Source organism: Microbacterium rhizomatis (assembly GCF_008710745.1).
Lineage (GTDB): Bacteria > Actinomycetota > Actinomycetes > Actinomycetales > Microbacteriaceae > Microbacterium > Microbacterium rhizomatis.
Map to the genome: position 1 here is coordinate 74,655 of NZ_VYSA01000001.1, position 13,467 is coordinate 88,121.

13 protein-coding genes are annotated in these 13,467 nt (G+C 69.3%); 6 read left to right on the forward strand and 7 right to left on the reverse strand.

Annotation, left to right across the window (positions count from 1 at the left end; genetic code table 11):
- Positions 1-29: 29 nt before the first annotated feature.
- From F6B43_RS00455 to F6B43_RS19510, 4 genes are read left to right on the forward strand one after another with little or no spacing between them, the layout of a single operon-like run.
- Complete coding sequence (locus F6B43_RS00455; protein ID WP_150447019.1) at positions 30-773, forward strand: SDR family NAD(P)-dependent oxidoreductase; 744 nt, start codon at positions 30-32, stop codon at positions 771-773.
- A gap of 51 nt (positions 774-824) precedes the next feature.
- Complete coding sequence (locus F6B43_RS00460) at positions 825-1,700, forward strand: Fpg/Nei family DNA glycosylase (RefSeq protein WP_150447020.1); 876 nt, start codon at positions 825-827, stop codon at positions 1,698-1,700.
- A gap of 35 nt (positions 1,701-1,735) precedes the next feature.
- The gene (locus tag F6B43_RS00465; RefSeq protein WP_150447021.1) at positions 1,736-2,254 is read left to right on the forward strand and encodes a hypothetical protein; all 519 of its coding nucleotides are present in this window, start codon (positions 1,736-1,738) and stop codon (positions 2,252-2,254) included.
- Positions 2,255-2,308: 54 nt separating this feature from the next.
- Complete coding sequence (locus F6B43_RS19510; RefSeq protein ID WP_170285524.1) at positions 2,309-2,467, forward strand: hypothetical protein; 159 nt, start codon at positions 2,309-2,311, stop codon at positions 2,465-2,467.
- 21 nt (positions 2,468-2,488) lie between these two features.
- Here the strand turns inward: F6B43_RS19510 and F6B43_RS00470 are convergent, their stop codons facing one another.
- Positions 2,489-4,006, reverse strand: a complete 1,518-nt coding sequence (locus F6B43_RS00470; protein WP_150447022.1) for an MDR family MFS transporter — start codon at positions 4,004-4,006, stop codon at positions 2,489-2,491.
- A gap of 107 nt (positions 4,007-4,113) precedes the next feature.
- On the opposite strand from F6B43_RS00470, the gene F6B43_RS00475 reads away from it, so the two are divergent.
- The gene (locus F6B43_RS00475) at positions 4,114-4,743 is read left to right on the forward strand and encodes a DUF1345 domain-containing protein (RefSeq protein ID WP_150447023.1); all 630 of its coding nucleotides are present in this window, start codon (positions 4,114-4,116) and stop codon (positions 4,741-4,743) included.
- Between the two features lie 16 nt (positions 4,744-4,759).
- On the opposite strand, the gene F6B43_RS00480 is transcribed toward F6B43_RS00475, so the two are convergent.
- A complete protein-coding gene (locus tag F6B43_RS00480) occupies positions 4,760-5,215 on the reverse strand; it encodes an SRPBCC domain-containing protein (RefSeq protein ID WP_150447024.1) in 456 nt (151 codons plus the stop codon).
- A 109-nt stretch (positions 5,216-5,324) separates the two neighbouring features.
- Here F6B43_RS00480 and F6B43_RS00485 point away from each other — a divergent pair, with 109 nt between their 5' ends.
- Positions 5,325-7,397 (forward strand): ABC transporter ATP-binding protein, encoded by a 2,073-nt coding sequence (locus F6B43_RS00485; RefSeq protein ID WP_150447025.1) that lies wholly within the window; start codon positions 5,325-5,327, stop codon positions 7,395-7,397.
- A 16-nt stretch (positions 7,398-7,413) separates the two neighbouring features.
- Here F6B43_RS00485 and F6B43_RS00490 read toward each other — a convergent pair whose 3' ends face one another.
- The 5 genes from F6B43_RS00490 to nadA form a co-directional block, all read right to left on the reverse strand.
- On the reverse strand, positions 7,414-8,373 hold the full coding sequence (locus F6B43_RS00490; RefSeq protein ID WP_246159730.1) for a glycosyltransferase family 2 protein: 960 nt from the start codon (positions 8,371-8,373) through the stop codon (positions 7,414-7,416).
- Between the two features lie 63 nt (positions 8,374-8,436).
- A complete protein-coding gene (locus F6B43_RS00495; RefSeq protein WP_150448334.1) occupies positions 8,437-9,582 on the reverse strand; it encodes a cysteine desulfurase family protein in 1,146 nt (381 codons plus the stop codon).
- Positions 9,583-9,619: 37 nt separating this feature from the next.
- On the reverse strand, positions 9,620-10,486 hold the full coding sequence (gene nadC, locus F6B43_RS00500) for a carboxylating nicotinate-nucleotide diphosphorylase (protein ID WP_150447027.1): 867 nt from the start codon (positions 10,484-10,486) through the stop codon (positions 9,620-9,622).
- Positions 10,480-12,114 (reverse strand): L-aspartate oxidase, encoded by a 1,635-nt coding sequence (gene nadB / locus F6B43_RS00505; RefSeq protein ID WP_211367973.1) that lies wholly within the window; start codon positions 12,112-12,114, stop codon positions 10,480-10,482. Before nadB ends, nadC begins: the two co-directional genes overlap by 7 nt.
- Positions 12,111-13,460 (reverse strand): quinolinate synthase NadA, encoded by a 1,350-nt coding sequence (nadA, locus tag F6B43_RS00510; RefSeq protein WP_150447028.1) that lies wholly within the window; start codon positions 13,458-13,460, stop codon positions 12,111-12,113. Before nadA ends, nadB begins: the two co-directional genes overlap by 4 nt.
- Between the last annotated feature and the right edge of the window lie 7 nt (positions 13,461-13,467).

Genomic DNA, 13,467 nt, shown 5'->3' on the forward strand with positions numbered 1-13,467 from the left:
GATGTGACCGAGAAGCAGGGAGTGGGGCGATGACGGAGTTCGACGGAGCCGTGGCGATCGTGACCGGTGGTGCCAGCGGGATCGGCGCCGCAACGGCGGTGCTGCTCGCGGCGCGTGGCGCTCGGGTCGCCGTACTCGATCGTGACGTCACGGGAGTGCCGGGGTCGCTTTTCGCGCTGACGTGCGATGTGTCGGACAGCGTCCAGGTGGATGCTGCCGTCTCGCGCGTGGTGCACCACTTCGGAGCGCTCGACATCGTTATCAACAATGCCGGTATCGGCGCGGTGGGCGACATCGCCGCGAACGAAGACGACGAATGGCATCGTGTCCTCGACGTCAACGTGGTGGGCATCGCCCGCGTGACGAGGGCGGCCCTGCCGCACCTGCGGCGATCGACACGAGCGGCGGTCGTCAACACGTGCTCGGTTGCAGGGTGGATCGGCCTGCCGCAGCGCGTCGTGTACTCCGCGAGCAAAGGCGCGGTGGCCGCCCTGACCCTTGCGATGGCCGCCGACCACGTCCGTGAGGGGATCCGCGTGAACGCTGTGATGCCCGGCACAGCAGACACCCCGTGGGTGGGGCGACTCCTTGACGCAGCCGATGACCGCGAGGCGGCCTCTGCCGCTCTGCGCGCGCGCCAGCCGATGGGTCGTCTGGTGAGCGCCGACGAGGTCGCCCAGGCCATCGCCTACCTCGCTTCGCCGGCGTCGTCGTCCACGACCGGAACGCTCCTCGCCGTCGACGGCGGCATGGCGGGAGTCCGTCCATCCTGACCGCGAGGGGGCGCTGCGCCGGCTGTCCGCCGCTCGTGGAATCATGAGCGCATGCCCGAATCTCCCGAGGTGCAGGCGCTTGCCGAGTTCCTGGCCGATCGCATCGTCGGACGCGAGATCTCGGGCGTCGACATCGCTTTCCCCAAGGCCCTGAAGTCGCCCTCCACAGACCCCCTGATCGGATGCCGCATCACCGGCGTCGTCCGCCGGGGCAAGCTGATCGACATCAGTGCTGAAGGTGTGGGCGACCCCGTCCACCTCGTCGTCCACTGGGGTCACGACGGCTGGCTCCTCTGGCATGACACGGTGCCCGTCGGCACGAAGCGGGCGGGCGATGCGACCCTGATGGCGCGGATCCGCCTCAGCGGCGACGGGCCGGACCTCGGCCCCGCCGGCCCCGCAGAGTCACCGGGGTTCGATCTCACCGACTCCGGCCAGTGGAAGGCGCTCTCGATCTTCGTCGTCGCCGATCCACGAGCCGTCCCGGCGGTCGCGAAGCTCGGGCCAGACCCCCTCGACGACGCGTTCTCGCGCGACGCACTCGGCGCGATCCTGGCGGGGCGTCGCAAGCAGCTCAAGGCTCTCCTGCAGGATCAGTCGGCCGTCGCGGGGATCGGCAATGCCTATTCCGACGAGATCCTCCACGCGGCGAGGCTCTCGCCGGTCGTACATGCGGCGGCGCTTTCCACGGCGGAGATCGACCGGCTTCACGACGCGATGCGCAGCATCCTGTCTTCTGCGGTCCTGGAGCGGCGCGGCCTCGCCCCCGAGGCACTCAAGGACGACAAGCGCGCCAACATGCGCGTGCATCGCCGACCGGGCGAGGCCTGCCCCGTCTGCGGTGACACCGTGCGCGAATTCACGTTCTCCGGGGCAGCGGCCCACTACTGCCCGACGTGCCAGACGAACGGCGTCGCTCTGGCATGAACGACGCCGCGCAGCACGCGCCCTATCCTGGTCGCATGGATGCGGACGCCGAGGCGGGCCTCTCGCCCGTGCGGCACTTCGCACGCGCGCTCTTCACCGAGGACGCGATCTACGGGCTCATCCTCGTGTCGGGGATGATCGTGATCAGTGCGCAGGTCCAGGGGCAGCCGTGGGCGGCATTCTTCACCGTGCTGGTCACCGTCGTCGTGTTCTGGATCGCCCACGTCTACTCTCAGGCACTGGCGCTCTACGCCCGCCACCGTGCCAACCACAATCTGTGGCGCGCCATCGGCGACGCGATGTACAAGGCCCGGGGCATGCTCGTGGTCTCGGTGCCGGCCCTCGTCCTCCTGCTGGCGGGGTCGGCCGAGGTCGTGGACGACGAGCTGGCCCTGACGACCGCGCTCGTCGTCAATGTCGTCCTGCTCGCGCTGGTCGGCTGGATCGCTGTTGCGCGTTGGTCGACGAGCTTCTGGGCGCGAACCGGCGGAGCGCTGCTGACTGCCGCTTTCGGACTCGTCCTCACCGTGCTCAAAGCTTTCGTCCATCACTGACCTCGTCCCGGCGGCCGCCGTGCCCGCGTTCGGCCGCGGGTCTAGGCTGGAACGATGACCACGCCCCAGCTCGTGCCCCTCATCGTGCTGCAGCCGACGGTGGCTGAGAAGCCCGCCGACGTCGATGCCGCCATCGATGGAGAGAAGACGGCCACCGATCCTCGTTCCGACGCCGCCGGGCAGTGCTGCGGTGGAGGCTCCTGCTCGATCTGATTCGGGGTCGGACGGCCGAGGTCAGTGAGCGAAGTGCTGCTCGCCTTCGGGGTCATCGGCGGGCTTGCGTACGAAGAACGACCCCACCACCGTGAGGAGCGACACGATCGCTCCCACGAGGAACGCCGCGCGGACGCCGGCCGCTTGGGCGGCGATGTCGGCGGTGCCGGCACTCTGGGCTCCGGCGGTCACCGCAGACATCACGGTGATGAAGATCGCGATACCCGTCGCTCCGGCCACCTGCTGCACGGTGCCGACCACGGCGCTGCCGTAGGAGTAGAAGCGCTTCTTGAGCGAGCCGAGCGACGCGGTGAACAGTGGCGTGAACGACATCGCGAGCCCCAATGACAGCAGCACCTGCCCGGCGACGATGACCCACACGGGGGTGAACTCCGTCAGCGTCGAATAGAACCACAGCACGGCCGCGGCCAGGATCGACCCCGGGATGATCAGCACCCTGGTACCCCAGCGGTCGTAGATGCGGCCGATGAGCGGCCCGGTGAAGCCCATGATGAGCGCGCCCGGCAGCACGATGAGGCCGGTCTCGAGGGGCGAGACGCCGACGACGTTCTGCAGATAGATCGGCAGTACGGTGAGGGCGCCGAAGAATGCGAGCGAGAGCACGAACATCTGCGCCATCGCGATCGAGAAGTTCGCGGAGCTGAACACCCGGAGGTCCAGGAGCGCACTGTCGGTTCGCTGCAGACGCAGCTGCCGCCAGATGAACAGAGCGAGTGCCACGACGCCGACACTGAGCGAGATCCACAGCGACATCGCCGCTGCGCTCGCCGCAGCATCCGCACCCGATCCGTGCGCTGCGGCGCCGCCGATCTGGCTGAGGCCGTAGACGATGCCGCCGAACCCGAGCGCGGACAGCACGATCGAGAGCGCGTCGATCGGAGCCTTGCGGGTCTCACCGACGTTCGTCACCCACTTCGCGCCGATCAGCAGCATCACCAGCGCGATGGGCAGCACAAGTCCGAACATCCAGCGCCAGTTCAGTGTCTCCAGGATGATTCCCGAGAGGGTGGGGCCGATCGCGGGAGCCACCGAGATGACCACCGACACGCGGCCCATCATCCGCCCGCGGGCATGAGCCGGCACGAGCGTCATGATCGTCGTCATGAGGAGCGGCATCATGATCGCGGTGCCGGATGCCTGGATCACGCGTGCCACGAGCAGCACTTCGAAGCCGGGCGCGACGAATGCGGTCAGCGTCCCGGCGGAGAAGAGGGTCATGCCGCCGATGAAGGCCTGACGGGTGGTGAACCTCTGCAGCAGGAAGCCCGTGATCGGGATGACGACGGCCATCGTGAGCATGAACGCCGTCGTGAGCCACTGCGCCGCGAGCGCGGTGATGTTCAGGTCGACCATGAGGTGCGGGATCGCGACGTTCATGATCGTCTCGTTGAGGATCACCACGAACGCCGCGCCGAGGAGCAGCCAGATCACGCGCGAATCACGCGCACTGATCCCCGATGTCGTGCGAATCGCTGACGACGGGTGGACGGTGCGCAGGCTGTCGGTGTCGGCAGTCATCGAAAGGGGCTCCTCGTGGCGGTCGCGCCACCGTGTCGATGCCGCTCGTTTGAGGGTAACGGCGTGCGGTGACATGCGATTCCCGATCCGCGTGACACGATCCGTGCATGCGCGCCATTCCTGAACCGATCCGACGCCTCGCGCTGGGGGTGATCTGCGGATTGATCGTGGGATTCGGGGTCGGAGGCGTCCTCGGGCTCGCCGCGGGTCTTCTCGCTGGATGGGGATTCGGCGCCCTCGTGGTCGACATCGCGATTCTCGTGGTCGTCTGGCCGATGAATGCCGAGAAGACACGGACGCACGCCCGTCAGGAGGCGCCGGGGCGCCAGACGGCCAGGCTGATCGCGGTGGTGGGCAGCGTCGCGAGCCTGGGCGCCGTCGCCGCCGTGCTCCTGGAATCGTCGACCCTCGGTCGCCCCGAGTCATTCGTCCTCGCCGGCATCGCGCTCGGCAGCGTCGTGGCGTCGTGGGCGCTCATCCAGCTCGACTACATGCTGCGCGTGGCGCGGGTGTACTACGCCGAACCGGTGGGAGGAATGAGCTTCAACCAGGACGAAGACCCGATGTACACCGATTTCGTGTACTTCGCCGTCGGGCTCGGCATGACATATCAGGTCGCCGATACGAACCTGCAGTCGAACGAACTGCGCCGCATCGTGATCGCGCAGACGATGCTCGCCTATCTCTTCGGCGCCGTCATCCTCGCCTCGGTGATCAACCTCGTCTCGAACCTCTAGACGATGCGCGGTTCTCTCAGCGCTCCGCGACCGCTTTGAGGTCCGCCGCGAACGCGGAGAAGCTCTCGTCGAAGGACGGGATCTTCGATGCGAAGAGCGGGAACACCGGTCCGCCGATCTTCTCGGTCATCGTGACCGTCGTCTTGCCGCCGGGGCGCTCGGCCACGGTGTAGACACGCGTGCCGAGCGCATCGCCCCACGCGAGCCTTTCGCCGGGGGTGAACTCCTTCACCTTCAACGTGAAAGTCCTTGTCGGGTCGAGCGTGGAGACGAGCTGCAGTCTTCCGCCGGGCTGGATGTCGCCCGCGAGCGAAACGACCGTGGAGTTCCACGCCGGGTAGTCTTTCGCGGCGGTCAGAATGCGCCAGACCTTGTCGCGAGCGGCATCGATGTCTATCGCAACGGTCGTGGTGCGGCTGAAGGTCTTACGGGTGGTGTGCGCCACGCCGTCAGGGCGAGCTGAGTCGGTCATGTGCCGACCTTAGCGAGCGGGGGCCGCCCGAAGTCGGTTATCCACAACTGCCCCGCGACGCAGACACCTGCGCGGCGCCCGCAGACCGGAGCGGGGTTACGCTGACCGGATGAGCATGGGGATGCGCGGCGGACGCGGCGGGATGGTCGACCCGGCCGCGCAGAAGCGCGCGAACGCGGCCGCGCCGAAGATCCCGAACCTTCGAGGTCGCATCTTCTCGCTGTTCCGTCCCTACCGCGGCACCCTCGTGGTCACGGGCTTCCTCGTCGTGATCAGCGCCGCTCTCGGTGTGATCCCCGCGCTGGTGATCGAGCGCATCTTCGACCAGGCCCTGTTCCCGCCCTCCGGCGGGCCCCAGATCGCCCTGCTCGTCGAGCTCGTCGTCCTGATGATCGCGCTCTTCGTGGCGTCGGCGGGGATCAACATCGGGCAGACGTGGTTGACGGCCTCCGTGGGAAACAGGGTCACCGGTGACCTGCGGATGCGCCTGTTCTCGCACTTGCAGCGCATGGACCTCGCGTTCTTCACCCGCACGAAGACGGGGGTGATCCAATCCCGGCTGCAGAACGACGTCGGCGGAGTAGCCGGGGTGCTCACCTCGACGCTCACCAGCATCCTCGGCAACCTCGTCACGGTGATCGCATCGCTCGTCGCCATGATCCTGATCGACTGGCGACTGACGATCATCGCCGTGATCCTCCTGCCGATCCTCGCGGTCGTCCAGCGACGCGTGGGCATCGTCCGTGCCAGGATCGCGGGCGAGACCCAGGAGTCGCTGTCCGAGCTGACCGCGATCACCCAAGAGACGCTGAGCGTGTCGGGCATCCTGCTGTCGAAGTCGTTCAACCGCCAGCGCACCGAGGAAGCCCGGTACGAGAGCGAGACCGCCAACCAGGTGCGTCTGCAGGTGCGCCAGACGATGAGCGGCCAGTGGTTCTTCGGCATCGTCAGCGTTCTGATGTCTTCCGTGCCCGCGATCATCTATCTCGTCGCCGGGTTCCTCATCACCGGGGGGAGCGCCGACATCACCGCGGGTGTCATCGTGGCCTTCACCACCGTGCAGGCGCGCCTCCTGTTCCCGCTCATGGCACTCATGCGGGTCGCGCTCGACCTGCAGACTTCGCGCGCCCTGTTCGCCCGCATCTTCGAGTACCTCGATCTGACGCCGGCGATCCAGGACGCACCGGACGCGATCCCGGCCTCCGCAGCGCCCGGTCCGCAGGGCTCGGTCGAGTTCCGCGACGTCGTCTTCCGGTACCCGGACGCGGCCGAAGACAGTCGCCCGACGCTCGACGGTGTGTCCTTCCGCGTCGAGCCCGGGCAGCACGTGGCGTTCGTCGGGCCCTCCGGAGCGGGCAAGACGACCGTGATCTACCTGACACCTCGCATGTACGAGGCATCCGCCGGCTCGGTGATGTTCGCGGGGGAGGACGTGCGCCGCCTCACGCACGAGTCGATCATCGACGCCGTCGGAATCGTGTCGCAGGAGACGTATCTGTTCCATGCGACGATCGGTGAGAACCTGCGCTACGCCAAGCCGGACGCGACGCAGCAAGAGATCGAGGACGCGTGTCGCGCGGCCAACATCCACCACGTCATCGAGAGCTTCGAGCAGGGGTACGACACCGTGGTGGGTGAGCGCGGCTATCGTCTCTCCGGCGGCGAGAAGCAGCGCATCGCGATCGCGCGGGTCCTCCTGAAAGATCCGCCGGTGCTGCTCCTGGATGAGGCGACCTCAGCCCTCGACACCGTCTCGGAGCGCGTCGTGCAGGAGGCGTTGGATGCGGCAGCCCGGGGCAGGACGACACTGTCGATCGCGCACCGGCTCTCCACCGTGATCAACGCCGATGTCATTCACGTCGTCGAAGCCGGCCGGATCATCGAATCGGGAACGCATGCGACCCTGATCGAGTCGGGTGGCCTCTACGCCGAGCTCGCCGCTCAGCAACTGGCGACCTCGCGCGTGCTCGAGATCGAGGAGGCGATCCCTGGCCACGACGACGCGACTCAGGAGGGCCTTCGCGCCGGCGAGGGCGCGGATCTGGTGGCTCGCGATACCGGTGCGTTCGATGTCCCGCCGTTCGACACCGCCCAGCTCGGGGCTGTTGACGATTCGAGACTCGATCCGGACTCTCCATCGGGTGATCAGGCGTGGGCGCGGGACAGCGAGGCCCGCCGCTGAGGGCGGGACGCACTCCTCACCACAGCAGCGCCGCCGCGACCTCCGGTGCGACCGGCCCGGCTGACCGGCCGGTGTCGCGGCGGGCCGTGAGGTCGCGCAGGAACGCGCCGAGTGCCCTGCGGTACCCGTCGTCGCTATGCGTACGGGCGATCTGCACGAGGGGCGGTACGTCCATCGCGAGGATCAGCCGCACCCTTGCGCTCGCCGCAGCGGAGTGGCCCGCAGCATCCAGGACGGCGATACCACCGGCCATCGCCTCGAGGTAGTCGTGCAGCACGGGCAGAGCGTCCTTGCGCTGCGTGATCGAGCTGCCGTCCGCGCGCTCACGCCACTCCACGACCACGTCGGGAATGACGTCGAACGCCCGCGCGTGCGAGTAGAGCCGCTGGGCGACGATCTGGTCTTCGTAGAGTCTGCCGACGGGGAAGCGCAGTGCGCTGCGGCGCCAGAGATCGATGCGGCTCACTTTCGACCACGCGACGATGTTGCCGGATGCCTCGGGGTGCAGGTCGATGGTCGTGCCCGTGCGGGCCGGGTCTGTCGCGGCGGCGACCCATGGCTGCACGACCCCGGGTGAGTAGGCGCCGCCGGGCTCGGGCCGGAGCCGCACGTAGGCGCCGGCGGCGAGATCGCTGCCGCTCGCCGCGACAGTGCCGACGAGGCGCTCGAGGGCGCGCGGGGTCATGCGGTCATCGGCGTCGAGGAAACCGACGAATGGCGTCTCGACGAGGTCGAGGCCTGTGTTGCGGGCCGCGCCGAGCCCGCGTCGACGGTCGTGGTGCACGACACGGAACCTCGCGTCGTCGGCGGCCGCCTCCTCGAAGATGTCGCCCGTCGCGTCGTCGGAGGCATCGTCGATGAGGATCGCCGTCCAGTCCGGCATGGTCTGCGCGCGAAGCGAGTCGAGGGCTTCGGCGGCGTAGTCGCCGACATCGAATCCGGGCACGATCACGGTGACCGCGGGTCGGGTGCTCACCCGGCCGATTCTACGGTCGGTGCGGAGATCTCGGCCCATGCGGACCGGCGCGCGGCCGGCGGCTCAGGAGCCGACGGCGGCTACGGATGACGCGACGGCGGCCGCGACAGCATCCAGCGGCGTCCGGAGGCCATGCGGGAACGTGAAGCGTACGGCGGTCTGCGCGAGCCCGGCGGGGATGCCCATCGCCAGCAGCACGTGCGAGGGCTCGTCGCTTCCTGCTGCGCAGGCGGAGCCGCTGGACGACACGACGCCGCGACGTTCGAGTTCGAGCAGCACCGCCTCGCCGCTCGTCCCGGCGAAGGTGAAGCTCGCCGTCCCCGGGAGACGGTGCACAGGGTCGCCCGTGAGCTCCGCCGAGGGAACGGTCCGCAGCACCTGCGCGATGAACGCGTCACGCAGCGCGGCGACGGCCACAGCATCCGCATCGCGTTCGGCCTCGGCGAGGTCGAGCGCGGTGGCGAGGGCGACCGCCCCTGCCACGTCTTCCGTGCCGCTGCGCCGCCCGTTCTCCTGACCGCCGCCGTGCAGCAGGGGCTCGATCGGGATGCGACCGCGCACTCCCAGCGCGCCGGTGCCCTTGGGTGCGCCGAGCTTGTGCCCCGCGATCGAGATCGCATCCGCGCCGAGCTCCGCCATCGACAGCGGAAGCCACCCCGCCGCCTGCACCGCGTCGATGTGCACGGCGGCTCTGGGTGAAACGGAGCGGACGGCGGCGACGATCGCCGCGGCATCCTGCACCGTGCCCACCTCGTTGTTCGCGTAGCCGAACGACACGAGCGCGGTGTCACCGCGCACAGCCGCGGCCACCGCGCCGGGATCGATCCGTCCCGACGAATCGACGGGCACGTGCGTGACACCGAACCCGTGCACGCGCATCAGATACGACGCCGACTCGAGGATCGATTCGTGCTCGATCGGCGTCGTGATGAGGTGACCGGCGTCGCGTCCGATCTGAGCGGCGATCGCGATCCCCTTCACCGCCAGGTTGTTGGCCTCCGTGCCGCCGGACGTGAAGACGACGTCGGATCGCCGCATCCCGAGCACGCGGGCCACTCGGGCGCGCGCGTCGTCGAGAGCCTCGGCGGCGGATTCGCCCGTTGTGTGGTGGCTCGACGGATTGCCGAAGCGGTGGGTGAGGAAGGGCATCATCGCTTCGAGCACCTCGGCGCGCACCGGGGTGGTCGCGGCGTTGTCGAGGTACAGCATGCTCATGAACGCCGGCTCATGGCTGCGCTCGGATCGTTCACGCTGCGGGCGCCTCGAGGATGCGGATGTCGAGCCCGAGGTCGAGCGCCCGCGCCGAGTGGGTGAGTGCTCCGACCGAGATCACATCGACCCCTGTCTCGGCGATGGCGCGCACTGTGTCGAGATTCACCCCGCCGGATGCCTCGACGGTGGCTCGACCGGCGATCTGTGCGACGCCCGTCCTCAGGTTCTCGAGCGAGAAGTTGTCGAGCATGATCGTGCCGACACCGGCGGCGAGAACCGGCTCGATCTGATCGAGCCGGTCGACCTCGACCTCGACGTGCGTCGTGTGGGGCAGCCGCGCGATCGCCGTCTCCAGCGCCTCGGTCACCGAGAGCCCTCGCTGGGTCAGCACCGCGAGGTGGTTGTCCTTCGCCATGACCGCGTCCGACAGCGAGTACCGGTGATTGCGTCCCCCGCCGTCGACCACGGCATGGCGCTCGAAGGCGCGCAGGCCCGGCGTCGTCTTGCGGGTGTCGACGATCCGCGTTCCGGTGTGCGCGACCTCGGCGACGTAGCGGGCGGTGAGCGTCGCGATGCCCGACATCCGCTGCGCGAAGTTGAGCCCCACGCGCTCGCCGGTGAGCACCGACCGCGCCGGTCCGCGCACGACCGCGAGCGTCTCGCCGGGTTCGAACCTCGACCCGTCCTCCGCCACCAGGTCGACCTCGACGCGAGGGTCCGTCAGGCGGAACGCGGCGGCGAAGACCTCACCGCCGCTGAAGATGCCTCCCTCGCGGCCCACGAGCACGGCCTCGGCGACGGCCGATTCCGGGATCAGGGTCTCGCTCGTGAGATCGCCCCAGGGGGCGTCCTCCTCGAGTGCAGCGGCGACGACGCGGTCGATCGTGGCGCGGGTCAGCATCCGGCTGCTCCTCCTGCGGCGACCGCCGCCACCATCCGGTCGTCTGCGGTGCTCACCGCTGCATCGCGCCGGTAATGGGCCCCGACCGAGTCTGTGCGGGCGCGGGCAGCGGCGACGAGACGGTCGGCGACGAGCAGGAGGTTCTCGTCCTCGTACTCCGCCTCGGTCACGGGACCACGAGCCGCGGCCCGCCACTCGGCGATCACCGCCTCCGCGTGAGCGAGTCCCTCGTCGTCTCGCACGAGCCCCGCGTCCTCCCACATGAGCTGCTGCAGCGCCGTGCGAGAGAAAGGTGTCCGCTCGCCGGACGCGACACGCTCATCCAGGGCGACGACCAGGGCGTCTCGCGACGGGTGAGCGGCCCTTGGCGCCGCCGAGGGCCAGGTTCCGGATGCGGCGTCCGCCGCGATCACGTCGCCCGCACGCGCTCCGAACACGGCGCCCTCCAGCAGCGAGTTCGAGGCCAGCCGGTTCGCGCCGTGGACGCCGGTGCGGGCGACCTCGCCGACGGCGTACAGGCCGGCGATCGTCGTCCGGCCGTGAAGATCGGTCGTGACGCCGCCCATCAGGTAGTGGGCGGCCGGGGTGACCGGGATGGGCTCCTTCGCCCAATCCAGCCCTCGTTCATGCACGGCTCGATCGATCGTCGGAAAGCGGCGGGCGAGGAACTCGGCCCGTTCGGCTTCGGTGGGTCGGAGCCCCGTCGCGTCGAGGTACACCGGGCGCCCGTCCTGGAGCTCCATCTGATGGGCGATCGCCCGTGCGACGACGTCGCGCGGGGCGAGCTCGCCGTCGGGGTGGGCGTCGAACGTGAACCGTCGCCCGTGCTCATCGATCAACGTCGCCCCCTCGCCCCGTACGGCCTCGGACACGAGGAACGAGTCCCCCACCGCGAGAACGGTCGGATGGAACTGGAAGAACTCGAGGTCGGAGACATCTGCTCCGGCCCGCAGCGCCGCGGCGATCCCGTCGCCGGTCGCGACGGCCGGGTTCGTCGTGTGCGCGTAGAGCTCGCCCGCGCCGCCCGTCGCGAGCACGACCGCGTCCGCGTCGACCGTCTCGCGATATCCCTCCACAGCGGGGCCGGTCGCTGTGGCGACGTGGTCGCCGACCAGGAGCTGGACGCCCCGCACGCGACCGTCGCGCACCACGAGGTCGACGAGGAACGCGTGCTCGATCACCCGGACGTCGCTGGCGCGGAGCGTGGCAACCAGAGCCTTCTCGATCGCGGTGCCCGTGGCATCCCCACCGGAGTGGAGGATGCGCGGGTACGAGTGCGCGGCCTCCAGGCCCTTCACGTACTGGCCGTCCGCCGCTCGGTCGAACGCGACGCCGAGCGCGATGAGCTCCCGGATGCGGGTGGGACCCTCTTCCACGAGCACGCGCACCGCGGCAGGATCGCTGAGGCCGGCGCCGGCGACGAGGGTGTCGTGCACATGGTCCTCGACCCTGTCGTCGTCGAACATCACGCCGGCGATGCCGCCCTGGGCGTAGCGCGTGTTGGCGTGCTCCAGGACGTCTTTGGTCACGAGCGTGACACGGCACCCGTGCTGTACGGCGTGGAGCGCGACGGTGAGCCCGGCGATGCCGCTCCCGACGACGATCGCGTGAAGGGGAGCGGCGGTCACGACGCGTTCTCCCAGGCTGCGGCGGGCGCCTCGGGCGGCTTGGCCGCCAGCATCCGCTCGAGGGCGACGCGTGCGGGCTCCGCGACATCCCCGGGCACTGTGATGCGGTTGAGCACGCGGCCCTCCACGAGTCCTTCGAGCACCCAGGCCATGTAGCCGGGGTGGATGCGGTACATCGTCGAGCACGGGCAGACGACCGGGTCGAGGCAGAAGATCGTGTGCTGGGGATGCTCGGCTGCGAGGCGCTGCACGAGGTTGACCTCGGTGCCGATCGCGAAGACCGTCGGCTCGGTCGCCGCCTCGATCGCCTTGCGGATGTAATCGGTCGACCCGGACTCGTCGGCGGCATCGACGACGTCCATCGGGCACTCCGGGTGCACGATCACCCGCACGCCGGGGTAGTCGGCGCGCGCCTTGGCGATCTGGTCGACGCTGAACCGGCGGTGCACCGAGCAGAAGCCGTGCCACAGGATGACCCGGCTGTCTTCGAGCGCCTGCACGTCGTTGCCCCCGAGGGGCTTGCGCGGATTCCACATCGGCATCTGCGCGAGCGGTACCCCCATCGCCTTGGCCGTGTTGCGCCCGAGGTGCTGGTCCGGGAAGAACAGCACACGGCGCCCCCGCTCGAAGGCCCACTCGAGCACCGTGCGGGCGTTCGAGGATGTGCAGACGATCCCGCCGTGGCGACCGACGAAGCCCTTGATCGCAGCCGACGAGTTCATGTACGTCACCGGGATGACGGGCACGAGACCCTCGGCGTCCACCGCATCCATGTCTCCATAGATCTCGGCGAGCTGCTCCCAGGCCTCTTCTACCTGGTCGATGTCGGCCATGTCGGCCATCGAGCACCCCGCCGCGAGGTTGGGGAGGATCACCGCCTGGTCGGGGCCGGAGAGCAGGTCGGCCGTCTCGGCCATGAAGTGCACGCCGCAGAAGACGATCGCCTCGGCCTCGGGGTGCGCCTTCGCGGCGTTCGCGAGCTGGAAGGAGTCGCCCACATAGTCGGCGTGGGCGATCACTTCTTCGCGTTGGTAGAAGTGCCCGAGCACGACCACCCGATCGCCGAGCGTCCGCTTCGCGGCGACGATACGGGCGTCCAGCTCTTCCGCGGATGCTTCGCGGTACTCGCTCGGAAGCTCGCCCTGACGCGGCGAGCCGGTGGGGATCACATCGCCCATCGACGATCCGGGGCCGTAGCCCGGCCGGTCGTCGAAAGCCCACGGCGCAGCGGCGAGGTCGGTGTTGCACGTCTCGGCGGTGGAGGCGCCTGCGACGATCGCCTGGATCTCGTGATCGACGGAAGGGTCGATCGGCCGAGGCTCGATCGTGAGGAGGGTGGCGGCCATTTCTGTG

Coding starts and splice junctions, on each gene's coding strand:
- nadA (WP_150447028.1), bottom strand. CDS start 13,460: ATGGCCGCCACCCTCCTCACGATCGAGCCTCGGCCGATCGACCCTTCC.
- F6B43_RS00485 (WP_150447025.1), top strand. CDS start 5,325: ATGAGCATGGGGATGCGCGGCGGACGCGGCGGGATGGTCGACCCGGCC.
- F6B43_RS00475 (WP_150447023.1), top strand. CDS start 4,114: ATGCGCGCCATTCCTGAACCGATCCGACGCCTCGCGCTGGGGGTGATC.
- F6B43_RS00480 (WP_150447024.1), bottom strand. CDS start 5,215: ATGACCGACTCAGCTCGCCCTGACGGCGTGGCGCACACCACCCGTAAG.
- nadC (WP_150447027.1), bottom strand. CDS start 10,486: ATGCTGACCCGCGCCACGATCGACCGCGTCGTCGCCGCTGCACTCGAG.
- F6B43_RS00465 (WP_150447021.1), top strand. CDS start 1,736: ATGGATGCGGACGCCGAGGCGGGCCTCTCGCCCGTGCGGCACTTCGCA.
- F6B43_RS00495 (WP_150448334.1), bottom strand. CDS start 9,582: ATGCTGTACCTCGACAACGCCGCGACCACCCCGGTGCGCGCCGAGGTG.
- F6B43_RS19510 (WP_170285524.1), top strand. CDS start 2,309: ATGACCACGCCCCAGCTCGTGCCCCTCATCGTGCTGCAGCCGACGGTG.
- F6B43_RS00455 (WP_150447019.1), top strand. CDS start 30: ATGACGGAGTTCGACGGAGCCGTGGCGATCGTGACCGGTGGTGCCAGC.
- F6B43_RS00460 (WP_150447020.1), top strand. CDS start 825: ATGCCCGAATCTCCCGAGGTGCAGGCGCTTGCCGAGTTCCTGGCCGAT.
- F6B43_RS00470 (WP_150447022.1), bottom strand. CDS start 4,006: ATGACTGCCGACACCGACAGCCTGCGCACCGTCCACCCGTCGTCAGCG.